Raw genomic sequence first — 26336 nt, 5'->3', positions numbered from 1 at the left:
TAATAAGTATTTCCGGTAGTAAAAAAATTGATGAATTAAAAAAGTCACAACGCCTCATCACAAGCTCCGGTCCTTCCTTCTGAAATTTGGTCCTATCCCCAAAACCTTATCATCTAAAAAAAATTTAGAAACTACCTAATTACCTTAAACGTTAAACACGTTTTTCTATTAGAGGAATTTAAAAAACAATTGAAATTAGGTGATTATAGAACTAAATTAAGTATAGATATACTTTTAGCAGTTTGTGCATGTAAGGATGTACTACCTGAATACAGTGCCGAAGAAGGCAGAGGGGTCATAACTATAAAACAGTTTTTTGTGCTGGCAACTTAAGAATAATAAGGGGGATTCATGGCAAAATGGAAAGTAATATTTCAAAGGAGTTAACCGCTAAATCACTGCCTAACAACAAGAATGGGAGCCTCAAGTTAAGGTTAACTGTAGGGGTGCTTGGGATTTTATTCTTATGCTTATTAACACTGGGGTTACTTGTTTTACAAACCATAAAGCAAACGGTTCATACATCTTTTGAGAACGAGGCGAAATCCATAGTAGCCAGCGTCAATGCTTCCATTGGAACCAAAGAAACCATTGACAGTTCCCCCTCTCAAATTGAGAAAACATTTTATAGGCTGTTAGAAAATAATAAAGATATAGCTAAAGTGACTCTTTATAGTCCGGTGGACGGAAAATACATACGGACGGCAACTACGGATCCAGCCAAGAAAGGTAAGGAAGCCGATCCTCATGATATTGAACCCCTGGTTACTAATAAGCCTTTATTTATAGAAAAGGCTGAAAAACAGCAGGTGGAAATATTAGCTCCAGTCTATATTGAAGGTTCGGATAAACCATATGCCACTATAGGTGTCTATTTTTACTCCCAAAAAAGGGATGAATTATTAAAACAAACAATAATTCATTTGCTATCAGTTACTGTTATCTGTTTTATTTTTATAGCTGTATTTATTTACTTGCTTTTTAACAATATGGTCTTTACACGAATCAAGAGACTATCCTCAGCATTTAACTATATATTTAACAGTAATTATTCACATAGAATTTCTGTGAATGTAAAAGCAAAGGACGAAATTGAGAAATTAGGCCAAGAATTCAACAGGATGGCGGACATGCTCGAGAGCAGGCATGTAAGCAGCATTACCGATCCTATTACCGGGCTATATAATCAGTTCTATTTTAATACGCAAATAGATCAGGAAATAAAACGTAGTAATAATGAGAATGAGTTTGCGCTCCTATTTATAGATGTAGACCATTTTAAACGAGTAAATGATCAATTGGGCCATCTAGAAGGGGACAGAATTTTAGAGTCCATTGGAAAACTAATAAAGGAGCAGCTAAGAGACCAAGATTTAGTCGCTAGATACGGTGGAGAGGAGTTTGTGGTCTTGATTCCTGACTGTAAACCGGAAACAGCCTTGAAGGTTGCTGAACGTATAAGGTCCTCCATTGCATCTTATCCAGTAGCTAAAGGATTACTCCCAGTCACAGTGAGTATAGGAGTGTCCACCTATCCTCAGAACGGAAAAGATAAGAAAGGTTTAATATATAGTGCAGATACTGCAATGTATGTTTCAAAAGCTCAAGGCCGCAATAGAGTGACCCTCTCATCATTAGGAATAAGCGAGAAAGATAGTAAGGAGCAGAATAGGCCAGAAGAATCATTTGATAGTCAAGATGTGAAAGAGATGATTTTTGCCTTTGCAGAAGCCATGGATGCGAAAGATTCATATACTCAGAAACACTCGGAAACAGTAAGTCGATATAGTGGATCTATCGCTGCTGGATTGGGTTTGACTGAATTAGAGATTAAACGCATTACCATTGCCGGGCTGCTTCATGATGTTGGAAAAATTGGTGTTCCGGATAGTATCCTGAATAAACCAGCAAAACTAACAGACGAGGAATTCGAAATTATTAAACAACATCCTACACTTGGAAAAAATATTTTGGAACATATTTCATCAATAAAAGATATTCTTGAATATGTAGAATTCCATCAAGAGCGATATGACGGTAAGGGGTATCCTGATGGCCTAAAAGGAGAGCAAATACCATTGGGGGCTCGAATTGTAGCCGTAGCCGATGCGTTTCATGCTATGACTTCTTCCCGACCTTATAGACAAACTCCTTTAACATTGGAGCAAGCAATAAAAGAATTAAAGGAACACTCAGGTACTCAGTTTGATCCTATTGTTGTAGATGTGTTCGTTAGTATGGTAGAAGAGTGGAAAAAGAATAACAATGGCGACATTATATTTTGACCCTCTATGTGCTTCGTTGAAAATAAATCAACAGGGACTTTCCCAATAGTGGTGTTTTAGCCCGAATCGGTAAAAATAAAACCCAAGAATGATGGTACTACTGCATTCTTGGGTTTTTATTTTGAATAATTTTCATTTCTCCAATAATCTGAATGAAATGATCGACGACCTCATGGTCAAATTGTGTTCCTTGGCCTTTTCTTAATTGCTCAAGAGCTAACTCTAGAGATAAGGGATTTTTGCGATATGGCCTTTCAGAAGTCATCGAGTGGAAAGCGTCTACCACGCCAATAATTCTTGCTCCTAACGGTATTTCATCAGATCTTAACCCTTGTGGGTAACCCTTTCCATCAGGTCTCTCGTGGTGATAAAGTACATAAGGCAGAGTATCTTCTAATTCATCGACACAGGCAAGAATATTGTATCCTAACACAGGGTGTGTCTTCATTATTTCATATTCCTCTTCTGTTAAACGCCCTTCTTTATTCAGGATATGGTCAGGGACTCCTATTTTTCCTACATCATGCAGCAGCCCTGCAATGGAGATTTTTTTAACTTCTTCATCAGTTAATCCCATGCTGCTTGCTACGGTACCTGCATATTTTGAGACCATTTCTGAATGACTGTGAGTATAGGAATCTTTTAACTCTACTGCTTTTGTTAGAGAGATAATGGTGTCAAGGATCCACTTTTGGTCATCGATTTTTCTCTGATAATCTTGTTTTTTATGTGAAGGTAAATCTTGTGCAGCTACAACCCGATTTTTCCCGAGGCTCTTTGCGGTATACATTGCCTGATCAGCAATATGGACAATGTTTTCCTCATCAGCATCCTGAGGAAAGACAGCAATCCCAATACTTATCGTGATGGGGGTCAAAATACTTTGATGTCCGTTAATGGCAACCATGTGGCGCACTTCTTCGGCTATGGACTTAGCTGTTGCTGCATCTGTATTGGGCATAATAATGACAAATTCTTCGCCGCCATACCTGCAGACAATATCATGTGTTCGGACATGATTGAGGATGACCTTGGATATTTGTTTTAAAACTTCATCTCCATAAAGGTGACCTTCATGATCATTTAATTTTTTGAAATTATCAATGTCACAGAAAAGCAGGGCCATGGATTGATTATAGTGTGCAGCATCCTTCATCACTTCAGACAATTTCTGTTTAAAATAGGCACTGTTATAAATGCCTGTAAGTGAATCAGTTACACTCTTTTGGTATCGATCTTCCAGGTTGTAAACCATCTCATTAAATGCTGCTGCCACTTCATTGATTTCCTGGCTGGCATTCAATTTTACATCTTCATATTCTTTGCCGTGCTGAATGGATACTGCAGCTTCCCGTAAAGTCATTAATGGCAAAACCAGTAACCGCCGGATAATGACAGATAGCAAGATAATAAGAACCAGGCTGATTATAAGACCAACAATCGTGATCAGCATAATTCTGTTTTGAATCAGGGCTATTTCTTTAGAATCGTCCAAGTAAATCTCAATAGCCCCAACCGTCATCCCATCCTCTAATAGAGGAGCTACCATCCTTACAAGATGAGTATCCTGCACCTCCGAGTGGGCAATAAGCGTCTCTCCAGACTCAAAAGCCAAGGAAAGAGCCTCTGGAGAATTCATCCCTATGGAGCTTCGATCAGTAGAAGCCATGATAGTATGGCGGTTTTCTTTCATAACATGCAGGCTTAACTTCAGTACATTTTTCTCACGGTGTTTTATATAATCAAAAATCGTCTGGACATTTTCTATAGAACGGGATTCCTCGTAACCGCCATTTATAGTAGTTGTAATCCCTTTCAATTGACTGACATACGTTTTTTTCACCGCATCATTGAATGTGTATGAATTAAAGATGATAGCAATGGACATAGTGGAAATGATAACAGTAGAGAAAAGCAGTATGATTTTGGATTGTAAGCTGAATTTTTTCATCAAGAATGATCCTGCCTATACTATTTAATAGTGAATTTCTAGTTTTCTGGAAACTCCATAAGGGGTATGGTCGTTATTATGTAAGGAAACTTTGACTTGGTTCAATCCCTCATCTAAGTCTTTTAACTCATAAGGAAACTCTGTAACACCTTGTTTCTCTCCATTATTCACATACACATGTATATGTCCCTGTCCGCTGACCTTTTCTTTTCCGTAATTTTCTTTGGAAATGACAAGGTCTGTTTCAACTATCAATAAAACCTTGTCACCTTCTTCTTTGGTTTCCACATGCAGGGTCGGTTTTTTCTCCTCTTTTACACTGGCACTCTTTTCAATTACTTCAAATGCATTATTTGAAGAGGTTCCACAGGCTGTCAGCATCATCATACTACTAATAATTGAGATTCCTAATTTCTTCATCATTTCCACCTTTTTCTTTTAAAAAGATTTTATTTATAAGGCTGAGTTAAAAGAGTCGTGTTGATTTATAAAATATATTTATAATAAGTTCTGCTGCAGAGGTGCGAATTCACAGCTGGGCCCACAGGAGTCCGCGCGCCATACGCATCAACCGAACATGAAGAGCTATATACTCTATCGTCTAGTAAGCTCAAATCACAACACCATCAACTAACAAAGCCATTTATAAAAAGTTGTTTTCATATAGATGTTGCTATCGGAAAAATCCAAAGGGCCGGATTTTTCCCTTGGGTACAAGGGCTTTTCTCTCTGAAAAGGGTGAATAACTCTTTTCTTTCTTGTTGACCAAGTTAATTTCTGAGAATTATGGCCATATCTCTTGAATTTATTAGTAAATAGCAACAAAATTCTAGAAATGAGCCTTATAAAAAGGAACAGTACCGCGTGGCTACATTAAAAAGCTGCAAAAGTAAATCTTATCTTAAATATCTTACCACATTTTATTTCCTATATATTAGTAGTTTTGGATATATTATTCCGCTTTTGTGATTCTATCTTTAGATGCACGTTAGCTCTGGTTTGGCTGGCTTTTCTGTTTCTGAAATGCTCTATAAGCACTTTTCTTCGGTTTGAACAGCTTTAGTGTCTCTAAAACTTAGTCTAGCTTTTAAGAGTTAAAGAAAAGAAAGATAACTAAGTAAGCGGCCGAAAAGAATCACTCATTATTCATCTTTATAACCATACTTTTAATGATTATAATAGATCTAAAAGGAAAAATAAGGAGGGGAGAAAAAGTGGAGAGTATAAGTCAACTAACGTGTGAAAAAAGGACGTATTCGAGGGAATATAAATCTCACAGCCATGCTTTCGGCCAGTTTCTCTTCCCCTTGCAAGGATCTCTGGATATTCTAACGAAGGAGCAAAAGCTAAATCTCAACCCGGAGCACTGTTTTTATCTTCCCCCAAATGCAAATCATCTTTACCGTTCCGTTGACAGGAATGAATTTCTAATCTTAGATATTCCAACTGCTTATCTTCCTGAAGGCACAAGCTGTATGTATAGGCGCCTGGATGATCAGTGGACTTCCATTCGGCTCTTGCTGATGGAAGAAGCAAAGAGTAGCGGGGACGCATCTGCCTTGAAGGATTTGACCAGATATTTGACTCATAAATTGAGAGTATCTAATCCTCCTTCCATTGACTATATACATAAGCATTATAAGGAGTCGATCAGGCTGGAAACCTTGGCAGAAATAGAGCATTACCATCCAGTGTATTACTCGGCATGGTTTAAACAGAGAACCGGTAAAAGCCCGAAGGTATATATTTCAGACCTCCGCTTGAAAGAGGCCGAATATTTACTGAAGGCTACGAGTTGGACCATATCCATGATTAGTGAGGAATTGGGCTTTGAAAATTCCTCATCCTTTACAAGGTGGTTTGTAAGGTTAGAGGGCTTGTCGCCTCAAAAATATAGAGCTCTTAAAAATGGATAAAAAGGATATTAAACTTGGTATAGAGACTTTCCCGGAAATTTCCTATGATAAGTTTGTATCTTCTTTTTATCTATTTTAATGAGGTGAGCAAATTGACGGCAAAACTTTCTCCTTTCTTAATAGTACTCGCTGCGATGCTTTGGGGAACCACAGGAACGGCCCAGGCTTTTGCACCGGAGACGGCCCATCCGGTAGCGGTTGGGGCAGCGCGGCTGGCTGTAGGAGGCCTTTTTTTAGTGGCAATCGTGCTGACAACTGGTAATTTCAGTTTTGAAAACTGGCCTGTTAAATCCACCATTTTGGCTTCTTTAAGTATGGCTTTATATCAACCTCTCTTCTTCTCTGCAGTTTCTCTAACAGGAGTGGCAATCGGCACAGTAATAGCGATAGGAAGTGCACCTGTATTATCCGGCTTCATGGAATGGATTTTTCTGAGAAAGCGTCCGGTTGCTGTTTGGTGGTATTCCACATTGCTGTCCATTTCAGGCTGTTTCCTATTGTTTTTAAATAAAGATTCTGTAACAGCAGACCCTGTGGGAATCTTGCTGGCTCTTGGGGCAGGTTTATCGTTTGCCGGCTACACTATTGTAAGTAGAGATTTAGTTGAAAGGCATTCATCATTATCGGTGGCTGCGGTTGTCTTTACTCTCAGCGCTATCTGTCTATCGCCATTTTTGTTCGTGTTTGATATGAACTGGATAGCAACCCTCAATGGGATGGGAGTAAGCCTTCACCTCGGGATTATGGCGACCGGCATAGCTTATTTTCTTTTCGTCAAAGGACTCCTTCATGTTCCTTCATCAACTGCTGTTACACTTGCACTGGCAGAGCCGTTGACGGCCGCCTTGTTAGGGGTTTTCCTGGTTGGCGAATATCTAAGCAGCTCTTCTTGGGTGGGGATCGGCCTTTTAATGCTTGGAATCGGACTATTAATTTGGTCGTCTAAGAATGAAGAGCATCCTGGCTCTAATGTCTAATGGTCAAAATAGTAACTGCTAAAATACAGGTGAGTTTATTGAGTCTTTTTTTAATGGAAAAAAGCGGAAAACGTGCAACTTTAGTTAAGAAGCATTTTTTTGTGCTTTGATAATTAACTCATCTAAAAGTGTGCTATATTTGATCACCAGTGAATGATTTAACCCATTCGTCTCACTTACTTTTTGTATTAGCATTGTTCTGACTGATTCAATTTCTTGGTGTAGTTTACTACTATTTTCTTTCATATCAATTCCTCCTGACTGTAATAAAAACGCTGTATTCGTATAGATTGTTGCGATCGGAAAAATCCAAATTACCGAATTTTTCCCCTTGGGTACAGGGGCTTTTCTCTCTGAAAAGGGTGAATAGCTCTTTTCTTTCTTGCTGACCAAGATCATTTCTGTGAATTCTGGCCCTATTTCTTGAACTTACTATAAAATAGCAACAAAGTTTTAGAAAAGAGCCGATAAAAAAGCCTATACACCCGAAAGGAGTATAGGCTTAAATAACCATATCCTTCGGCGGCTGGCTGGCATGTTAACCTGAAGTTAACGAAGCCCCTAAAGCTTTGCGTCACTGTGTTTCCACAGCTTTGCCTTTATCATTTCTTGCTAATAAAATACTTATGCAATAGACATGCAATAGTTTGTAAGTACTAGTATATACTTTTATAATATGACTTTCTTTCTCCCGTTGAAAGAGGGTAAATTTGATAGATTTATAGAAGTTTTGTCGAATTTCATCAATTATAATTACCTCATAATGGGCTTTTAGCAATCGAGTAGAAGTCTTCTTTGTTTTTCGCAGCATTGTAACCAATTCGGCTGGCTTTTACTAGTTTTTAAGTTGTGTTACTGGTTTAGCAGGCTGATAGTGAGCTAATCTTTCTGTGGAGATAAATGCAGTTTGGGCCAAGTGGTTTGTATTCCAATGGTGTTTATTATGCTATATTTAAGGTATCTACTTTCGTAAGGCTCTTTATTAAAACTGTGTTGCTATTTAAAAAGAAATTCATGAGATATAGCGATAATTCACTTGTTCAGTTAGATAAGCCTTTGCACCCGATTGAAAAATCCAGCAATTGTTTTTTTCGATAGAAACATTCTTTACGAATACAGCCTTTCATAACTATATATGGGAGTTAACCTTATGAGCTACTTAGGCAGGGTATCTGTAATTATTATCTATATAACGATAGTATTGGCTTGGCATTCTTTTTATTTCTTGGTAGATTACGATGCTTCCTATATATTTATGTTCGAAAAGGGGCAGTATAAATGGGATTTAGTCTTTATTCCTTTATTGAGTCCACTATTCTGGTGGCTGGGCTACCAATATGATAAAGCTAAATTTCTCTCTGAAAAAGATTCACTAACAGGACTTTATAACCGTCGATTTGTGACGATGGCAACTCCAAAGGTTCTATCAAAAGTAGAGTCCAGCCGCAGAAAACTCACCATCTCCGTTATTGATTGTGATAACTTTAAGGAAATCAATGATACATATGGTCATAAAACAGGGGATGAAGTTCTCCAAAAAATCTCAGGGATACTTATGAAAAGCAAAACAAAAAGTGATATTGTTGCAAGATGGGGCGGAGATGAGTTTCTAATAGTCTCACCGGATGCTGATTTGGAAACCACTAATCGGGTCTCCAACAACATAAAAACAGCATTGCACCAATTATCGCAGGAACTGAACTTGGACATCTCAGTTTCAATTGGTACCTCAGTCTATCCGGACGATTCAAAGGAACAAACGGAATTATTAATCATAGCAGATAGAAAAATGTATACTTGTAAGCTTGATAATAAAAGAGTGAGTATAGGAACATGCTCCCAATAGGAACGTGTTTCTTTTTTATTGTTTAGGAATAAAAAAATTCACTTCTAGGGATAACTTTTAGCTTTATTATCCACGTCTAGCTTCAGCACCCGAGTTTACATACCTCCTGGAACGTAACCCGGATTTTGGGATTAAATAATCTGAAGAGATTAAAAGGGAAGGTCGCCTTTTTTCTCTTCGGAACATTTGCCTGTCGGGGCTCCCCGCGGAGTCGCGCACTTGGAGCGGAAAGCAGACTTCACGATTCATAAAACAACATCATTCTCTAACAAAGCTTAAATAAAAAAAAGATGACTCTGGATACAGAATCATCTTATACGACACCACCGAATAGACAAACTCACCCAATGTTGCGGCTACTCATTCCCGGCCTTTGGAATAGTCGTTTGACTATAGGTGTTCTTATTTGTAAAAATAATTTTTTCAGAAAGTATTTCATGGATTTTTTTATTTGTCTTTAAAATACTGGAACTCTCTTCATCTACTAAGTTAGCTGAGTTCTGGAACACTTTATCCCCCAGTTTCTCTCTTAGTCTAAATAAACTATCCACTACCGATTCATTGAATAAGGTGCCTCTGCATCTTGCAAACTCTGCCATAGCTTCGTCAACCGATTTTTCCATTTTATAAGAACGGCTTGATAAAATGGCATCAAGAGTATCGGCTACCCCTAAAATATGCCCCTCAATGCTGATTTCATGCCCTTTTAATCCGCGTGGATATCCACTGCCGTCCATCCTTTCATGGTGGTAACCGATCATTTCCGCTACATCGGACAAACTATGGATCTTACTTACGATCTCTTCGCCGATAACTACATGTTGTTTCATGATTTCATATTCAACCTGTGTAAGTCTCCCTTTCTTGAATAGAATTGTTTCAGGGATAGAGATTTTACCAATGTCATGCAAAAGGCCGGCCAATCGAATGCGCTCGATTTGATTGATATCTAGTTCCATCTCGGAAGCAATCGCAACGGCATAGTTGGAAACTTGCAGAGAATGTCCATATGTGAATGGGTCTCGTGCATCAATCGTCGCTGATAAGGTTTGAATAAAATCATCAAACGTCAAATCCAGCTTTTTGGCTAAATCATTAATTTGGGTATTGCTATCTGCCAATTCTTTTACACGGCTGTTCGCAGAATTAGTAGAGGCTTTAAAGCCATAGCTTATCAACATAATAAATAAAAGAACAGGCACAATGGTGATGAGTCCATAAGTTTTAAACCATATACCATAAAGAGCACCAATAAGGGCGAACATTAACGAATATGGTAAGTGGGGGAAGATCATGTCGATTAAGATGTCCCTAACTTTCTTACCGGTTATCATCTTCATCAACATGGTTCCAAACATATAATTAAAAATGATATAGATGATAGAAATCAGCAGTGGTACAAATAGTTGCTGCATACTTTGATTGAGAGGCAAGAGGAACATCAACACGAGAATGGACTTTGTTAGTAATACGGTCGAGATATTTGAAAAAATATTGTACGCCAGCTTGATGGCAGGCAGCCGGTTGGGATAGATGGACGTAAGGAAACCTGAAAATGCACTGATAATAATGGCTTCTACGACTCCCAAGCTTAACAAAGCAGCAATGCTGACAACCGATGACCAGGTAATATGAACATGATCTTTTGAGTTTTGAATGAAAACAGGTATTTTATACTTTTCTGAAAGCAATGCGATTAACATAAAGAAGAGCAAGGAATAGATTTGCAGGTCATCAATTGAAAAATAATACAGTCCTGAGGTGAATGAAAAGATGGCAAGTACTAAAATATATAAGTTGATTTTTGTATTAATAGCCATCAATAATTACCTCCGGATGTGGATTCAAGCAAGATAAAACTGCTTTCTGAATTGTACGCCATGACTTTATTTCGGCCTGCCTTCTTTGCTTTGTATAAGGTTTCATCTGCCCTTTGGACAAGTTCTTCAACAGAAGAAGCATCCTCAGGGAATGTGGCAATCCCAAAACTCATTGAAATGTTAAAGCTGGTTTCGTTATGCTCAACGGTTTGGGAGGCAATCTTCTCTCTCAACTTTTCTGTGAAAGAATAGGCCTCTTTTTTGTTCATTACAGGAGCAATAATGACAAATTCTTCGCCGCCGAAACGGGCTGCAACCATGTTGGCAGTCGTCACTTGTTTGAACATTTTCCCAATTGAAGCTATAGCTGCATCACCGGCTGGATGTCCATAAGTGTTATTTATATCCCTTAAATAGTCCATATCCCCAAAAATAAGGGTGAGTTGTTTCTCATTTTTATAGGCTTGTTCAAACTGTTTGCTCAGGTTTTCGTCAAAATAGCGATAATTGTGCAGTCCTGTTTTTTCATCGATATAGATCAAGGCGTTCTCACTGATTTTTTTAAGTGATTTGTGCATCAGCAGTAAAGGGATGACAATAAGAAGAAGAGACGACGGGTCGATTAAAAAAATCTTTCCAATCAAAGCGCCGGTCATGACAACTACCCCTTCTGATATTAAGCTGTCAGCAGATAAGGTCCCGACTTTTCTCCACGATTTCTTTTCATGAAGAGAAATGACAGTGGTGATCAACAGGACTTGAATGCCGCCGAACACAAGTGCAGCAAGGATCAAGGCAATCGTATCACTAAAAAATGTTGTAGAAATAAATGACTCTAAATAACGATAAAGGTGTACGGAGATAAAGGCACCGAACACAACACTTGTTGCATTAATATCGGGTCCCAGGAAAGGCTCTGGATGCTTCGCTTTATATCGTTTGTATACAATAGAGAGGTAGGATAAAAACATGATTAAGCAAAAATAAGGGAAGGGAAGAATGATCGCTGCGCAAAACTCGATGGAATTTGCCCAGCCAATGGAAACCTTCAAATCAAATAGTTTAAAAAGCCCTCCAAGCCGTGCAATGACCAATAAAATTGAGAGGACTAGAAAACTTACTGTTTGGAAATTTTCTAGTATTACATGAAAGTGAGTAAAGGAATAAGCGAGAAAACCGAGGGCGACGACTCGATTAATCCATAAAAATAAAGTAAATCCTAAGTTTTTATTCATTTTCTCATTCTCCTTTTCAGAGAAATAAAGGCGCTTTATAGAAAAGCGCCCTTTTCTTTACTTGTCAAAACTGTGAGCCCAGGACATGTGAGCCCAGGACATATGAGCCCAAGACATGTGAGCCCAGGACATATGTGCCCAAGACATATGGTCATATAAAACTTCACCAGTAGCAGGATCAACAAGGAATGAACTTGGCTCTAATCCTTGGTTAGCTTGTCCTGGGACTTCATTAAAGAATACGGCTTTATCAGCAGAAACCAGCCCAGGGTTATGGTGTTCCTGGTTAATAGATTTAGTACTCTTTGTGTCTTTCGAGTCCTTCGCATCCATGTCCACTAAACCATACTCGCGGGTGGAATTCTGCAATACCCACTTAACTTGATCAGGCGTCCATTCAGGATGTTTTTCCAGCATCAGGGCAACGATTCCTGACACCACAGGGGTTGCCATGGAAGTTCCGCCCATTTTAAAGTATTCTTCATCTACAACATTTTCAGGGGATTTCTTCCTTAGTGCACCCCCAGGCATATAGGCGACAATTTCAGACCCCGGTGCTACAATTTCCGGCTTGTTATGTCCATCTAACGTTTTACCGATACTTGACCAACTCTTCATATAGTCATCAGTAAGATCTTTTGTATTATTATCATCGACTGCTCCTACTGTGATCACATATGGATCATTTGCAGGTGCATAACATGTTGAACAGTCGGTCCCTCCGATATTACCGGAAGAAACTACTACTACAATCCCTTTATGCCACAATAACTCTACGGCTGCAGCCACAGCGCTCTGTTTGTAGCTTTGTTTTACATTTACTCCGGATGAAATATTGACCACACGGATATTGTACTTTTCATGATTGTCATAGACCCATTCTAGTGCACTTAGGAAATCGCCTTCCGTTGCTTTTCCTTCGTCATTTGAATATTTCACACTGATCAAATTAGCACCTGGTGCAATTCCCATATATTTTCCGCCGCTTTTCTTGCCGTCACCAGCTATGATTCCGGCTACATGGGTTCCGTGTCCATATTTATCTGCTGCATAATTGGCGTCGGAATTCAATTTCACAGTTCGAATTAAACGGTCACCGAAGTCCGAACCTGCATCGCCATCGATACCGCTGTCAAGGACTGCCACAGTTATTCCCTTTCCAGTTATCCCCTTAGCCCAGACTCTGTCAGCTCTTACTGCATAGTTATAAGTGTTGGCTAACTGATCATCCATACTTGTGTAACTATGATTAACCGCATTACCATTGCTGTTGTCAGCAGGGGGGTTCGTCGTTCCAGGGTCATTATTACTAGGTGGAGGCGTGTCGCCGCCTTTATTACCGCCCTTATTGCCACCTTTGGCGTTTGAAACAACCCCTGCCTCAGGCGTAACAGCTAAAATGCCAGGGAAGGAAGCTAGTTGGCTTACCTTGCTGGATGGTAGTTGAACTTTGATTGTGTTAATAAAATTCCATTCGTCGAGAACTTGTCCGCCAAGAGCTTGGAGGCTGGCGGCATCGAACTCCTTCATAGATGCCACTTTAATGATATAACTGGATGCTGCTAATTCTTTATTTCCACTTATTACTGCTACTTCCTGATCTTTTGCATGAAGTGCCGGTGAAACTAAAAACATACATACCCCTATGACGAGTGCAACCATTGCCCACTTTTTAATTCTCAACCTTGTTCCTCCTTAATTTTCAAAATAAAAAAAAGAACTAATGATTAGGTCATTAGTTCTTTTGAACCAAAAGTCCCCTTAATCATTTCGGTAGCTGGCTGGCATATTGTTTAAACAATTTAGCCCCTTTAGCTTTGCGCCACTAGATTTCTCTAGCTTAGCCTTTATCGGTGAAAAAGAATGGTGGAGATGAAATTAGGATTATTGTATGTAAGTCGTTGCTGAGTAATTTGAACTAGTACATAAAAAGATTAACACATGGAGTTTGGGCCAACAACAAAAAGTATTCTTTATTTTCCGACAATTATTTTTTGAAATGTGTCGAAATACTTGAATGAAATCGATAGCTGTCGATTTGATAAACTATCCATGAGTGAGGCTATCTTATACCAGTAATCAGAGCCAAAACTGCCAGAATAGGATCTCATCAAAAATATCTCCACTCGGACTATCATTTTTTTACAAGCTGCCAAAAATAGTTTATAATTATCAGATAATAGTATTTTATAAAATTTAATAAATTATTATAATAGAATAAGATATAATGATTAGGGATAGAGTAAAGGTATGTGACACTGTGGCGCTTATGTTAGTGGAAGGTCTAAGCAGGAGCGTCTTGATCATTTTTCAAATATAGGGGATGAGGAATTAATCATGAGCAGCGTACAGAAGAAAACAGATGTTATTTTAATCGGTGCCGGAGTCATGAGTGCAACATTAGGATCCTTACTGAAGGAATTAGCTCCGGAATGGGAAATCAAGGTATTTGAGAAGCTTGCCAATGCAGGTGAAGAAAGTTCGAATGAATGGAATAATGCAGGTACGGGACATGCTGCATTATGTGAATTAAACTACACATCAGAAAAAGATGACGGATCGATTGATATTACGAAAGCCGTAAAGATCAATGAACAGTTCCAGCTTTCAAGACAATTTTGGTCTTACCTTGTTAACAGCAGCCTGATTCAGAACCCGCAGGAATTTATCATGCCAATTCCTCATATGAGTATGGTCCAAGGGGAAAGTAATGTCGACTTTTTAAAGAAACGTTTTAAAGCGCTTTCAAATAACCCTTTGTTTGAAGGGATGGAGTTTTCGGAGGATCCGGAAAAGTTAAAGGAATGGATTCCGCTCATCATGAATGGACGGAAATCGGAAGAACCGATAGCGGCCACCAAGATCGACTCTGGGACGGATGTTAACTTTGGTGCTTTGACCCGTATGCTGTTCAATCACTTGAAGAAGCAGAATGTAGAGGTCAATTACAAGCATAGTGTGGAGAGTTTCAAGCGCACGAGTGACGGTTCTTGGGAAGTGAAAGTTCATGATATGGAAAGCAACCGCATTGAATATCATTCAGCGAAATTCGTCTTCATCGGCGGAGGCGGAGGAAGCCTGCATTTACTTCAAAAAACGGGGATACCTGAGTCAAAGGGTATTGGAGGATTCCCGGTCAGCGGTCTATTTTTAGTATGTAACAAACCGGAAATTGCTGCCCTGCATCATGGGAAAGTGTACGGAAAAGCCAAGGTTGGGGCGCCTCCAATGTCTGTTCCCCATCTGGATACAAGATATATCGATAACAAGAAGTCCCTGCTGTTTGGCCCGTTTGCCGGTTTCTCTCCAAAGTTTTTGAAAACCGGTTCAAATATGGATCTGATCAGCTCTGTTAAGCCGAATAATGTTCTTACAATGCTGGCGGCAGGTGCTAAAGAGATGGGCTTAACAAAATACTTGATTCAACAGGTGACCTTATCACATGAGAAGCGGATGGATGAATTAAGAGAGTTCATTCCAGATGCAAAGAGTGAGGATTGGGATATTGTTGTAGCAGGTCAACGCGTACAGGTCATCAAAGATACCGAGGCAGGCGGCAAGGGAACCCTTCAGTTTGGTACAGAAGTGGTAAGTGCGGAAGATGGATCTATCGCTGCTTTACTGGGCGCCTCTCCAGGTGCGTCGACAGCAGTTCATGTTATGTTAGAGGTACTGCAAAAATGCTTCCCGCAGCATATGGACGAATGGACACCAAAAATTAAAGAGATGGTGCCATCTTACGGCATATCCCTGGTGGACAACCCAGAGCTATTCCGGGAGATCCATACTTCTACAGCTGAAACGCTTAAACTGAATGAAAACAGAGTTTCTTTAGTAGAGTCTCTGGATAAACAATCCATTAATGAAAAGGTAACGAGTTAATAATTCGATATTGTAGGACATAATAGGGGACCTTTAATCTGCTTGCAGGTTGAAGGTTCTTTTTTGTATAAAAGAAGGGATTCATGCAAAGTTGGAATGCAAGACAGAAAGAATCATGGGAGATCGAAAAGAAATATTTTCTATATGGACAAAAAAACCGTTTCTGGGATTCCAGAAACGGTTTTTTTATTAGTTGCGGATTAAGTAGTCAAACGCACCAAGAGCGGCAGTCGCACCTGATCCCATGGAGATAATGATTTGTTTGTAAGCACTGTCTGTACAATCGCCTGCAGCGAATACGCCAGGCATGCTTGTAGCGCCATGCTTATCGACAATAATCTCACCCATGCGGTTACGGTCAAGGGCATCGCCTAACCAGTCTGTATTTGGAACAAGGCCGATTTGGACGAAGACACCTTCCAAGTTGATGTGCTGTTCTTGGTCTGTTTCCCGCTCAATATAAGTGAGTCCATTTACTTTATCAGTACCTGTAATCTCTTTTGTTTGAGCATTTTTAATAACCGTTACATTCGGAAGGCTGTACAGGCGGTCTTGTAGGACAGCATCCGCTTTCAGCCCATCATTGTATTCAATCACGGTTACGTGCTTGACGATTCCGGCCAGGTCAATCGCAGCTTCGACACCAGAGTTCCCGCCGCCGATGACCGCTACGTGTTTTCCTTCAAATAACGGCCCATCACAGTGAGGGCAGTAAGCGACGCCTTTGTTCTTGAACTCATCTTCGCCAGGTACACCGACTTTGCGCCAGCGGGCACCCGTTGAAAGGATAAGGGTCTTACTCTTAAGGACAGCCCCGTTTTCCAGTTCAAGCTCAATCATATCTTTCTTTTCAAGACGGCTTGCACGCTGAAGATTCATGACATCAATGCCATAATCTTTAACATGCTCTTCAAGGCTGGCAACCAGTTTAGGACCTTCTGTATGTTTGACACTGATGAAGTTCTCAATGCCTAACGTGTCCATGACTTGTCCGCCAAAGCGCTCAGCGACAATCCCTGTCCGGATTCCTTTACGAGCAGTATAAATTGCGGCACTTGCACCGGCGGGACCTCCGCCTACTACAAGGACATCATAAGGATCTTTTCCGGAAAGTTCGGAAGCATCAGGACCGCCTCCCAGCTTGCCAAGGATCTCCTCAAGTGACATGCGTCCGCTGCCGAATTCTTCGCCGTTAAGGAAAACGGTCGGTACCGCCATGATTTCTTTGCTTTCTACTTCATCCTTGAAAGCTGCTCCGTCAATCATCGTATGAGTGATACCTTCATTGAAAATGCTCATCACGTTAAGGGCCTGTACGACATCAGGACAGTTATGGCAGCTAAGGCTGATGTAAGATTCAAAATGGTATTCGCCATTTAGATTTTTGATTTGCTCAAGGACGCTCTCATCAACTTTAGGAGCTCTTCCGCTCACTTGCAGAAGGGCGAGGATCAATGAAGTGAATTCATGTCCAAGAGGGATGCCGGCAAAAGTTACACCGGTATCTTCCCCAATACGGTTTACACTAAAGCTTGGAGTGCGTTCTAACTCCGCGTGCTCCACTTTAATGTGAGATGACATGGTAGCCAGTTCATCCACCAACTCCAGCATGTCACGGGAAGTTTCATCAGACCCGGCGCACACTTTAAGCAGGATGTCGCCCTCCAGCAATTCAAGGTATTGGCCTAACTGTGCTTTGATATCTGCATCCAGTAACATTTAATCCAACTCCTTAGATTTTACCTACAAGGTCAAGGCTTGGCTTAAGTGTTTCAGAACCTTCTTGCCATTTAGCCGGGCAAACTTCGCCTGGGTTCTTTCTTACATATTGTGCAGCCTTGATTTTGTTTACAAGAATATCTGCATCACGGCCGATACCGCCAGCATTGATTTCAACTGTTTGGATAACACCATCTGGATCGATGATGAACGTTCCGCGGTCAGCAAGACCTTCTTCTTCGTTCAGTACTTCGAAATTGCGAGTGATTTTTTGAGAAGGGTCCCCAATCATCGCATACTTGATTTTACCGATTGTTTCTGAGCTGTCATGCCAGCCTTTATGTGTGAAATGTGTATCAGTAGAAACAGAGTATACTTCTACACCTAATGATTTAAGTTCCTCGTAGTTATTTTGAAGATCTTCAAGCTCAGTCGGGCAAACGAATGTGAAATCTGCCGGATAGAAGCAGAAAATGCTCCATTGACCTTTCAGGCTTTCTTCTGTTACTTCGATGAACTCTCCATCTTTATAAGCTTGTGCAGTGAATGGTTTTACTTCAGTACCGATAAGAGACATAGTAAATCTTCCTCCTTGAATATAGTCAATTTTTTTATAATAATTCTAATCAAATATAAATTATTATATAGACGTGTTAGTTTGTCAAGAATGAAGCCTGATTTCAGGTTCAACCCGACAAGGTCATTGATTTATGGCTGATAGCAGTTGAAAAGTGAATAAACTATTGAAAAATTGAAAAGATTTTTATTCACAACACTAAAATAACAGAAAACGGTATTTTTCTCAAAAGAGAAGGTCTCAAATGATAAAAAAGAATCATATCTAACAGTACCCATTGTTTCACTAAACAATGGTAAACAGACAAAGCTTTCTCGGTCTCATTGTGTTTCATGATTATCTAATTCTGCCTTCATCTGTTTTTCCTGATCCTCTACTGAAATTCTGTTGATTTGTTCAATCAGGAAGTGATTCAGATAATCCAGTTCATTGCAGTCCGGGTCCTTTTCTTTCTTCATATAACCCCTCCTTTATTCAAGCTGGTAAGCTAGATTCAGTTTTCCCTGTATCCTATTGAGTATACAAAAGGGAAGGATTTTAAAATGCCAGCCCAATCATACGGAAAGGTGATACGTTTGATGTGTGTAAAGAAGGTAAAAAGGGGCTTTTAATCGTGCCTGAATGAAAAAAGACCAACGCTCTTCAACTCTCGCGGCGTTTAACAACAGGGCAGAAAAGGAATAGTTACACTAGCAAAAGGATAAGATAAGCGCAATGAATAAGGCTTCTGTAAAGAAAAATCCCATGAATGATTAGTTCCTTTTTGACTTTTGAAAAATTTATTAGCATTATATAGAAGTAAAGGGGAGTAGCTGTACAATAAAAGTCGTCATCACGAGGTTCACCTCCGGCTTTATTGGCAATATACATTGTTAGCCAGACCTTTACTGCAAATACTTTGGATTAAAGAAAGGAGAGGTATTTTGGAGTCGATCTGGCTGGAATATGCATGGGCTTTATTAATTTTAATTGGTTTGGAAGGGTTACTTTCAGCTGACAACGCACTTGTGCTTGCAGTTATAGCAAAGCATTTACCGGATGATCAAAAGAAAAAAGCTATTAGCTACGGAATCATTATGGCATTTGTCTTCCGGTTTGGAGCACTTTTCGCAATTTCATTCATCGCTAACGTATGGCAGGTTCAGGCAATCGGAGCTGCTTACCTGATTTACCTGGGAGGTAAACACCTGATTACCGCCAAGTTCGGAAAAGAGAATGAGGCTAATGAAGAAGAAATAGAAGAGGAAGCAAGAGGGAAAGGTTTTTGGCCGACCGTTGGTAAAATCGGATTAGCCGACCTTGCATTTGCCATTGATTCAATCCTTGCGGCTGTAGCTCTTGCTCTGGGCTTGCCTGCTTCAGGGCTGGGGGATTTCGGAGGCATGGATGCCGGTAAATTTATTGTCGTCGTCCTTGGAGGTATTGCCGGACTGATTTTGATTAAGTATGCAGCCACATGGTTTGTACAGTTACTTTCAAAACGACCGGCTTTGGAAACAACAGCATATGCAATCGTAGCGTGGGTAGGTGTCAAACTTGCTATCATAACCCTCGCTCATGATGACATTGGTGTGTTGGATCACGATTTTCCTCATAGTGCAGGGTGGACCATCACTTTTTACGGAGTGTTAGTAGCGATAGCGCTGCTTGGTTGGTTTGCGCCTGGGAAGAAAACCTCTTCACAGGAAGGTAATGGATAATTTTCAGCGGAAAAAGGACCCTGAGTCAAGGGTCCTTTTTTGTTTCACGTGAAACAAAAAATTAAATCGCTGTGTTCGTATAGATTGTTGCTAATGGAAAAATCCAAAGGACCGGATTTTTCCCTCGGGTACAAGGGCTTTTCTAACTGAACAGGGTGAATTGCTCTTTTCTTTTTTGTTTACCAGAATGATTCCTATGAAATATGGCTATTTCTCTTGAATTTCATAGTGTATAGCAACAAAGTTTCTGAAAAGAGCTACTTTAAATAGACACCCTATTATCAAATGGATATAATTAGAGCAAAATAATCTGAAAAAGGCAAACTTCTCCGAAAGGAAAGGACGCAAAGCTATGAGCCTAACCGCTTACAAAGCGCATGGTTGTCAGGTTGCCAGGTGCCTCTTCTGTGTGCCTCGGCTTACAGAATGGAGGAACAGTTCTTGAAAAAGTCAGTATTAGCGTTACTGTTGGTTTTTGCTGCTCTGTTAGGAGGGGTGAGTGCTAAAGTGAATGCGTCCATTACTCAAGACAGGGCAACCTGGCTCTGGGATCCATGGATGATTGTCAATGATGAAGAGGGCACCATTGCTTTTTTGGAAAGCAAGCAGTTGAACAAGGTGTACCTGCAGGTTGACAGGAATATTCCATTTGGGGTTTACCAACGTTTTATCGAAAAGGCCTATGTCAAAGGATTGCAAATATATGCGCTGGATGGCGCGCCTGGCTGGGTCGCGCCAAAAGGGTATATTAAACAGGATCAATTGATGGACTGGCTTACCCACTACCAAGAAATTTCATCTTCTCACCAAAAATTTTCAGGTGTGCATTTGGACGTAGAGCCATATTTATACAGCGACTGGAGCAATAAACAAGCAGCAACTGTAAAATCCTATCAAGCACTCTTACTCAGAGCTAAAAACAGTACTCATAAAATGAATCTGCCTTTTGAAGTAGATATACCCTTCTGGTTTGATGAAATCCGCTATACCAACATTTATGGAAAAGGCTTTCTGGCAGAGTGGATCATCAGATCTACAGAAGGTGTTACCATCATGGCCTATAGGGACAGGGCAGAATTAATAACGGAATTGGTGAAAAACGAAGTAAACTGGGCTGGAAAGTACTCCAAGTCACTGGTTATTGGAGTGGAGACCGACCAGACGAGTGAAGGAGATAATATCTCTTTCTTTGAAGAAGGAGAAGACTACATGAATCAGCAGCTCGATCAAGTGAAATCCCGTTATGAAGGTTCAGCGGGGTTCGGCGGCATTGCGGTTCATCATGTTGGAAGCTGGATGAAAATAAAACCATAAAAGTAACGAAAGAGGCTGGGTCCCCCAGCCTCTTTCGCTGTCTAGTATGTAAAAACTCTCGCAAGGGGGATACGTTCTATAAGTACAAAGGTAGTCATATCATTTGGTAATGTAACTAAAGGGTTCTATAATATATATTAAGTAATATTATGGAGGATACTAATGGAGTTGTTTCACTACTAAGAAATTAGTCACGCCAAAGTGAAGAACGTCAGAACAATTGGAACGATAAGAGATTTTCTGGCTCTCGCACCTCTAATACTTTTTTACGTTGAAAAATGGACAGGTGAGTGTGTCGATTATTTAGGACGCTGCGAGCTGTCTGAATTGATTACTTGTAAAAACCTAAAAGAATATAATCAGTCGATTACCTCCAGCAAGCAGACAAAAATATCAATAAAGCGGCACTTGAGGTAGACATTCAAGGTAAGCTGGCACTGATAACCTCAGGAAGCATTGGATGAAAAACGCCTTCTATTCTTCAGAAAAGTTCATCATTCTACACCATAAAGAAATCTCCACTACATAGGAATTAATGATTAATAGAACAGCCCTAGTAAAGTAAACGTAAGTTTGTGGAAATATATTATTCATAAGGGAGAAGGGGAACAAAGTTGAACGATGAAGCCATAAAGCAGCAAATTCAAAAAGAACTGCGGCACCAGAAGTTAAGCACCAAAAAAGTGATTAAACGAACCTTTTTCATTTTATTAGGCGCGATTTTGATGGCCTTGGGAATTGAGGTATTTTTGGTTCCGAACATGATCATGGATGGCGGGATCGTAGGGATTTCTATCATTCTATATAATCTTACCGGCATCAAGCTGGGGGTCTTTATCTTCATATTGAATATCCCGTTCTTCTTTTTAGGCTATAAACAGATAGGAAAGACATTCGCTTTTTCGACGGTTTTCGGAATTGCCGTGCTTTCCCTTGCCACCAACTACCTGCATACAGTTGCAGCCTTCACCCAGGATGTGCTGCTCGCCACCGTATTCGGCGGGATCGTGCTGGGTGCAGGCGTGGGTCTTGTCATTCGCTATGGGGGAGCCCTGGATGGAAGTGAAATCCTTGCGATCCTATTAAATAAGAAATTCCCCTTTTCAGTGGGAGAGTTCATCATGCTGTTTAACGTATTCATTTTTGCTTGGGGTGGTTTTGTGCTCGGCTGGGACAGGGCGATGTATTCTGTCCTTGCCTATGTTATTGCCTTTAAAACAATTGATATTGTCATAGACGGCTTTGACGAATCCAAATCCGCCTGGATCATCAGTGATAAGGACCAGGAAATCGGTGAAGCCATTCTTGCCCGTTTGGGACGCGGTGTCACTTACCTTAAAGGTGAGGGCGGATATTCGGGTGATGATAAAAAAGTCATCTTCTGCATTGTGACAAGACTTGAGGAAGCGAAATTAAAATCCATCGTCGAAGAACTCGATCCGACAGCTTTCCTGGCAGTCGCAGATATCAATGAGGTCCGCGGCGGAAGGTTTAAAAAGAGGGATATCCACTAGAAGCGCTTACGAAAAACTCCCGCAGTTTGTCCGCTTGAAAACGGGTATTAAGGTATTAAAATGACTTAGTATAATGATTCAAATACTTCTGTAAAGGTGCAGCTTTTCTCTACACCTGTTATACATCTATGGTTTCAATAAAGAGCCTAAAAAGGACGTTTTCGCTGGTTCAACATCTGAACAAGCGAAAACGTCCTTTTTACAACCCAGTCAAAAACAAAGCTGCACTTGCATATCTCCTGGCAAGCGATTGATAGTAGCCGGTCTGAACGGTCAGGGAAGAAGCTATCAAAACATTCAAGACGATCTCCTGGTTGTCCCTGCTTAGCCCTTTAAAGGACGACATCATGTTTCGGCACTCTTCCTTTATGATGTCATCGACGACATTGTTCATAGATAGGGAGGCAGTTTTATTTAATGAAGGCTTTGTACAGTGATGTACCTTATCAAAGACCGATGCATAAGCAGAGTATAGCTCCACAGGGTTAATCATATCATCGGTCCGGTCTTCCGGATTATTGAAGATCAATGTAAGAAGTTTTCGAATTGATTCAAAGTCCAAAGCGGCTTTCAGGTCCTCAACAATAAAGAGGATTGCTGCCTGGTCAACTGTATACTTTCTCCCTAGCTGCGGTGAGCCTATCAGCTCTTTTATATCCCGTTTGACCCAATTTTGGACAGCGCTTGGTGATAGATTGGCAAATTCGATTTGGTTCCCCAGAGAAACAATCTCGGTAATGGAGAATCCAGTTTCCCCGCTGTCTGTTTTGAAAAATTTTTCGAATATGGACGGCATTTCAGTTGAAATAAATGCTTTTAGCGTTTTTCCATTCTTCATTTCTTCCACATGGGCCGAGGACCATGCTTCCTGCAGCACCATCAATGGTGTATTTTCTGATGAGAGATTTAATGAAGAAAGTAAATCGGCCATATTCTTTCTGGATAGTTTGAAGGCTTCCACGTTCTCCACTCCTGCCCCTTCCGAATTTTCTCCAATGTTCCTTTATCGTAATGCTTCATAAGGATCCAGTCAATTCCTTCAGCAGCAGAGTGGATAAATTATTATGTTTGTTCATGAACAATAGGATTGATATTCAAGAAGGGAAATCGTATAATAAGTTCATATACAGGTTCATTTGAACTTGAAAAAAGCGAGGGAGATACAATGGGTAAACGAATTTTCTATTTTCTTTTGACGAATATTCTCGTCTTGTTAACGATAAGTATTATCTTCTCTGTAACAGGAGCGGGTAATTATATTAATCCGCAAGGCAATATTGATTTAGGAGCCTTGCTCGTATTCAGTGCCATCATTGGTTTCTCCGGATCATTCATTTCATTGGCCATGTCCCGCTGGATGGCCAAGAAAATGATGAATGTCCGTGTATTGGATCCAGATAAGCCTATGTCAGCCATGGAACAAGAGGTGGTTGAAAAAGTGCACCGTCTGTCCAAAGCGGCTGGACTTATGCATATGCCGGAAGTCGGTATCTATGACTCACCTGAAGTAAACGCGTTTGCAACAGGTCCATCGAAGAAGCGTTCTTTGGTCGCTGTTTCAACAGGGCTGCTGCGAGAGATGGATGACGATGCAGTGGAAGGCGTGATTGCCCACGAAGTTGCTCATATTGCGAATGGAGATATGGTAACGATGACCTTGCTTCAAGGTGTCGTCAATACATTTGTGGTTTTCCTTGCAAGGATTGCAGCCTGGATTGCATCACGCTTTGTTAAAGAGGATATGGCGCCAATTGTCCATTTCATAGCCGTGATTGTATTCCAGATTGTTTTTTCCATCCTTGGAAGCCTGGTTGTCTTTGCCTTTTCACGTTACAGGGAATACCATGCTGACAGAGGCGGAGCAGATTTGGCCGGGAAGGATAAAATGGTGCACGCCCTGCGCATGTTGAAAGCGTACTCCAACCGTGTCGTTGAGGAAAAGGATACAGCTGTGGCCACATTGAAGATCAGCGGCAGAAGGAAATCCCCTCTGTTCTCCACGCACCCTGATTTGGATGACCGTATCAGCAGGCTGGAAGGCAGATGATTTTTTTAATTGAATAGAAGATAAAAGAAGGACACACCTGCTGCAAAGGGAGTGTCCTTCTTTGTTAGTGGCTCTTCTCTAAAAATTTGTTGTTACTTAATATGAAATTTAATTGGTATGAGCATTATTCACCAAAATTATCCGTGTAAGCAAGAAAGAAAAGCCTTTGTAACCAAGGGAACAATTCTTCCTTTTGGAATTATCCGAAAGCCTTGACCTATAAGAGCTTTGTTTTTAAGAGGAAGAAAAAATGCGAATATTAAAGCGTTTGACTAAAGATTGGATTTGTAAGATAGTTACATATATCACGGTCTTTAGGTGGTGAGAGAATTGAAGGAGTTTTATTCGAATTTTAACAGAAGATTATACTATATTGTTTCCTTATTGATTATTGCTCTGATGATCTCCGGATTATTGGTTGCAAATCCAAGAAAGGAAAATTTCGATACAGGCTATATGCTTCATACAGCACTTGTCATCCTTATGTCCCTATGTCTGCTTCTATATCCAAGATTCGAAAGCCGTTTTCTTAGAATTGTACTGATCTTGGTGACGACAGCCTATTTTTATTTGCTGTTTTTTATTTATCCCGAGACCTGGTCGACCTTTATTTTCCTCTGCTTTATACCTGCTGTCTCTATCCTGTTTTTTGATAAAAAGTTATTTTATTTTTCTTTAATTATGAATGGGATCCTTATCAGCTTGACCTTTAGCTATATTAATCTCGTTGATCAGGGAAAGAATTACTCTCATATCGAAATGGATTTAATAGGAAATATCATTAATTTTATCGGCAGTCAAATGATCATCTCTTTTATTTTTTATTTAACCAATGTACGGATCCAGAAACAGCGCATCTATTATGAACAGGTTCAAAATGCAGAAAGGCTGAAAACGACAGGGCAGCTTGCGGCCGCTGTAGCCCATGAAATCAGGAATCCCCTTACGGTTGTAAAAGGATTCTTACAATATTATTCAGAAGATAACGATTTTAATCAGCAGTATAAAAGGAACTTTTCTCTTATGATTGACGAGTTGAATACCGCTGAGCATGTAATTTCCCAGTTTCTTTCCATTGCAAAACCCGATAAGGAAAGTAATTTGGGCAGAGTGGAAGTACAGGTGGTATTGGATGATGTGACAGAATTGTTGAAAACATATGGACTTCTGCATGACAATCATATTGATTTACAAGTCCAGGAAAATTGTTATGTATCCGCCAATCCCATTGAGTTTAAACAGCTGCTCATCAACCTGATTAAAAATGCGATTGAAGCCTCTCCGCATGGTGCGGCTGTCTTGGTAAAAACAGTAAAGAAAAAAGACATGGTGGAAATTATAATAGAAGATAAAGGCCAAGGGATGTCAAAGGAAGAAATCAGCCTTCTGGGTACCCCTTTCTATTCTTTGAAAAGCAAAGGAACCGGCCTTGGTTTGATGATTTGCTATAACATAGTTGAAAAATATAATGGCATCATTCACTTTACGAGTGAATTGGGAGTTGGAACCACGGTCACGCTTCGCTTCCCGCATGTAAAAGAAAAGGAGTAATT

At 40.1% G+C, this 26336-nt stretch carries 20 protein-coding genes and 3 riboswitches; of the genes, 10 read left to right on the top strand and 10 right to left on the bottom strand.

From position 1 onward, the window contains the following. Positions 1-359: 359 nt before the first annotated feature. On the top strand, positions 360-2285 hold the full coding sequence (locus V1502_RS20245; protein ID WP_409252392.1) for a diguanylate cyclase: 1926 nt from the start codon (positions 360-362) through the stop codon (positions 2283-2285). A 97-nt stretch (positions 2286-2382) separates the two neighbouring features. Here the strand turns inward: V1502_RS20245 and V1502_RS20240 are convergent, their stop codons facing one another. Together V1502_RS20240 and V1502_RS20235 are read right to left on the bottom strand one after the other, a co-directional pair. Next, positions 2383-4236 carry a diguanylate cyclase gene (locus tag V1502_RS20240; protein ID WP_409252391.1) on the bottom strand — a complete coding sequence of 618 codons (1854 nt, stop codon included), beginning with the start codon at positions 4234-4236 and terminating at the stop codon, positions 2383-2385. Positions 4237-4260: 24 nt separating this feature from the next. Then, complete coding sequence (locus V1502_RS20235; RefSeq protein WP_409252390.1) at positions 4261-4656, bottom strand: hypothetical protein; 396 nt, start codon at positions 4654-4656, stop codon at positions 4261-4263. 794 nt (positions 4657-5450) lie between these two features. Here V1502_RS20235 and V1502_RS20230 point away from each other — a divergent pair. Next, the gene (locus tag V1502_RS20230) at positions 5451-6152 is read left to right on the top strand and encodes an AraC family transcriptional regulator (protein WP_409252389.1); all 702 of its coding nucleotides are present in this window, start codon (positions 5451-5453) and stop codon (positions 6150-6152) included. Positions 6153-6244: 92 nt separating this feature from the next. After that, positions 6245-7129 (top strand): EamA family transporter, encoded by an 885-nt coding sequence (locus V1502_RS20225; RefSeq protein ID WP_409252388.1) that lies wholly within the window; start codon positions 6245-6247, stop codon positions 7127-7129. An 84-nt stretch (positions 7130-7213) separates the two neighbouring features. Here V1502_RS20225 and V1502_RS20220 read toward each other — a convergent pair whose 3' ends face one another. Further along, complete coding sequence (locus tag V1502_RS20220; RefSeq protein WP_409252387.1) at positions 7214-7375, bottom strand: aspartyl-phosphate phosphatase Spo0E family protein; 162 nt, start codon at positions 7373-7375, stop codon at positions 7214-7216. Between the two features lie 272 nt (positions 7376-7647). Further along, a riboswitch (cyclic di-GMP riboswitch) is annotated at positions 7648-7737 on the bottom strand. Between the two features lie 542 nt (positions 7738-8279). On the opposite strand from V1502_RS20220, the gene V1502_RS20215 reads away from it, so the two are divergent. Continuing rightward, the gene (locus V1502_RS20215; protein ID WP_409252386.1) at positions 8280-8975 is read left to right on the top strand and encodes a GGDEF domain-containing protein; all 696 of its coding nucleotides are present in this window, start codon (positions 8280-8282) and stop codon (positions 8973-8975) included. A gap of 356 nt (positions 8976-9331) precedes the next feature. On the opposite strand, the gene V1502_RS20210 is transcribed toward V1502_RS20215, so the two are convergent. Genes V1502_RS20210 through V1502_RS20200 form a run of 3 tightly spaced genes read right to left on the bottom strand, consistent with a single transcriptional unit; the run spans position 9332 to position 13713 of the window. Beyond that, on the bottom strand, positions 9332-10795 hold the full coding sequence (locus V1502_RS20210) for an HD-GYP domain-containing protein (protein ID WP_409252385.1): 1464 nt from the start codon (positions 10793-10795) through the stop codon (positions 9332-9334). Beyond that, entirely contained in the window at positions 10795-12030 is a 1236-nt protein-coding gene (locus V1502_RS20205) for a GGDEF domain-containing protein (protein ID WP_409252384.1), read from the bottom strand. The genes V1502_RS20210 and V1502_RS20205 overlap by 1 nt, the downstream gene beginning before the upstream one ends. Before the next feature lie 57 nt (positions 12031-12087). Beyond that, positions 12088-13713 carry a S8 family peptidase gene (locus tag V1502_RS20200; RefSeq protein WP_409252383.1) on the bottom strand — a complete coding sequence of 542 codons (1626 nt, stop codon included), beginning with the start codon at positions 13711-13713 and terminating at the stop codon, positions 12088-12090. 86 nt (positions 13714-13799) lie between these two features. Beyond that, positions 13800-13886, bottom strand: a riboswitch (cyclic di-GMP riboswitch). A 481-nt stretch (positions 13887-14367) separates the two neighbouring features. Here V1502_RS20200 and V1502_RS20195 point away from each other — a divergent pair. After that, positions 14368-15912: a malate:quinone oxidoreductase gene (locus V1502_RS20195; RefSeq protein ID WP_409252382.1), complete on the top strand. Its 1545-nt coding sequence runs from the start codon at positions 14368-14370 to the stop codon at positions 15910-15912. A gap of 189 nt (positions 15913-16101) precedes the next feature. Here the strand turns inward: V1502_RS20195 and ahpF are convergent, their stop codons facing one another. The 3 genes from ahpF to V1502_RS20180 form a co-directional block, all read right to left on the bottom strand. Then, positions 16102-17631 carry an alkyl hydroperoxide reductase subunit F gene (ahpF, locus tag V1502_RS20190; protein ID WP_409252381.1) on the bottom strand — a complete coding sequence of 510 codons (1530 nt, stop codon included), beginning with the start codon at positions 17629-17631 and terminating at the stop codon, positions 16102-16104. A 13-nt stretch (positions 17632-17644) separates the two neighbouring features. After that, positions 17645-18208, bottom strand: coding sequence for an alkyl hydroperoxide reductase subunit C (gene ahpC / locus V1502_RS20185; RefSeq protein ID WP_409252380.1), 564 nt, complete (start codon positions 18206-18208; stop codon positions 17645-17647). A 320-nt stretch (positions 18209-18528) separates the two neighbouring features. Continuing rightward, the gene (locus tag V1502_RS20180; RefSeq protein WP_409252379.1) at positions 18529-18666 is read right to left on the bottom strand and encodes a hypothetical protein; all 138 of its coding nucleotides are present in this window, start codon (positions 18664-18666) and stop codon (positions 18529-18531) included. A gap of 465 nt (positions 18667-19131) precedes the next feature. Here V1502_RS20180 and V1502_RS20175 point away from each other — a divergent pair, with 465 nt between their 5' ends. The 3 genes from V1502_RS20175 to V1502_RS20165 all read left to right on the top strand — a co-directional run bounded on the left by V1502_RS20175 (position 19132) and on the right by V1502_RS20165 (position 22736). Continuing rightward, a complete protein-coding gene (locus V1502_RS20175; protein ID WP_409252378.1) occupies positions 19132-19908 on the top strand; it encodes a TerC family protein in 777 nt (258 codons plus the stop codon). Between the two features lie 308 nt (positions 19909-20216). Next, a riboswitch (cyclic di-GMP riboswitch) is annotated at positions 20217-20305 on the top strand. Positions 20306-20349: 44 nt separating this feature from the next. Next, complete coding sequence (locus tag V1502_RS20170) at positions 20350-21222, top strand: amidase (protein ID WP_409252377.1); 873 nt, start codon at positions 20350-20352, stop codon at positions 21220-21222. Between the two features lie 653 nt (positions 21223-21875). Beyond that, positions 21876-22736 carry a YitT family protein gene (locus V1502_RS20165; protein ID WP_409254403.1) on the top strand — a complete coding sequence of 287 codons (861 nt, stop codon included), beginning with the start codon at positions 21876-21878 and terminating at the stop codon, positions 22734-22736. 199 nt (positions 22737-22935) lie between these two features. Here V1502_RS20165 and V1502_RS20160 read toward each other — a convergent pair whose 3' ends face one another. Then, positions 22936-23697: a DUF1836 domain-containing protein gene (locus tag V1502_RS20160; RefSeq protein WP_409252376.1), complete on the bottom strand. Its 762-nt coding sequence runs from the start codon at positions 23695-23697 to the stop codon at positions 22936-22938. 204 nt (positions 23698-23901) lie between these two features. Between V1502_RS20160 and htpX the strand changes: the two genes are divergently transcribed. Together htpX and V1502_RS20150 are read left to right on the top strand one after the other, a co-directional pair. Further along, the gene (gene htpX / locus V1502_RS20155) at positions 23902-24783 is read left to right on the top strand and encodes a protease HtpX (protein WP_409252375.1); all 882 of its coding nucleotides are present in this window, start codon (positions 23902-23904) and stop codon (positions 24781-24783) included. A gap of 330 nt (positions 24784-25113) precedes the next feature. Further along, a complete protein-coding gene (locus tag V1502_RS20150; protein WP_409252374.1) occupies positions 25114-26334 on the top strand; it encodes an ATP-binding protein in 1221 nt (406 codons plus the stop codon). The last annotated feature ends 2 nt before the right edge of the window (positions 26335-26336 follow it).

The organism is Rossellomorea sedimentorum, assembly GCF_046237645.1.
Taxonomy (GTDB): domain Bacteria; phylum Bacillota; class Bacilli; order Bacillales; family Bacillaceae_B; genus Rossellomorea; species Rossellomorea sedimentorum.
This window is presented reverse-complemented; position numbering and strand designations above follow the sequence as displayed.

What these genes read in the sequence shown, in the direction of transcription:
- V1502_RS20245 (WP_409252392.1), top strand. Translation starts at nt 360, where the DNA reads ATGGAAAGTAATATTTCAAAGGAGTTAACCGCTAAATCACTGCCTAAC.
- V1502_RS20240 (WP_409252391.1), bottom strand. Translation starts at nt 4,236, where the DNA reads ATGAAAAAATTCAGCTTACAATCCAAAATCATACTGCTTTTCTCTACT.
- V1502_RS20235 (WP_409252390.1), bottom strand. Translation starts at nt 4,656, where the DNA reads ATGAAGAAATTAGGAATCTCAATTATTAGTAGTATGATGATGCTGACA.
- V1502_RS20220 (WP_409252387.1), bottom strand. Translation starts at nt 7,375, where the DNA reads ATGAAAGAAAATAGTAGTAAACTACACCAAGAAATTGAATCAGTCAGA.
- V1502_RS20215 (WP_409252386.1), top strand. Translation starts at nt 8,280, where the DNA reads ATGAGCTACTTAGGCAGGGTATCTGTAATTATTATCTATATAACGATA.
- V1502_RS20210 (WP_409252385.1), bottom strand. Translation starts at nt 10,795, where the DNA reads ATGGCTATTAATACAAAAATCAACTTATATATTTTAGTACTTGCCATC.
- V1502_RS20205 (WP_409252384.1), bottom strand. Translation starts at nt 12,030, where the DNA reads ATGAATAAAAACTTAGGATTTACTTTATTTTTATGGATTAATCGAGTC.
- V1502_RS20195 (WP_409252382.1), top strand. Translation starts at nt 14,368, where the DNA reads ATGAGCAGCGTACAGAAGAAAACAGATGTTATTTTAATCGGTGCCGGA.
- ahpF (WP_409252381.1), bottom strand. Translation starts at nt 17,631, where the DNA reads ATGTTACTGGATGCAGATATCAAAGCACAGTTAGGCCAATACCTTGAA.
- ahpC (WP_409252380.1), bottom strand. Translation starts at nt 18,208, where the DNA reads ATGTCTCTTATCGGTACTGAAGTAAAACCATTCACTGCACAAGCTTAT.
- V1502_RS20180 (WP_409252379.1), bottom strand. Translation starts at nt 18,666, where the DNA reads ATGAAGAAAGAAAAGGACCCGGACTGCAATGAACTGGATTATCTGAAT.
- htpX (WP_409252375.1), top strand. Translation starts at nt 23,902, where the DNA reads ATGGGTAAACGAATTTTCTATTTTCTTTTGACGAATATTCTCGTCTTG.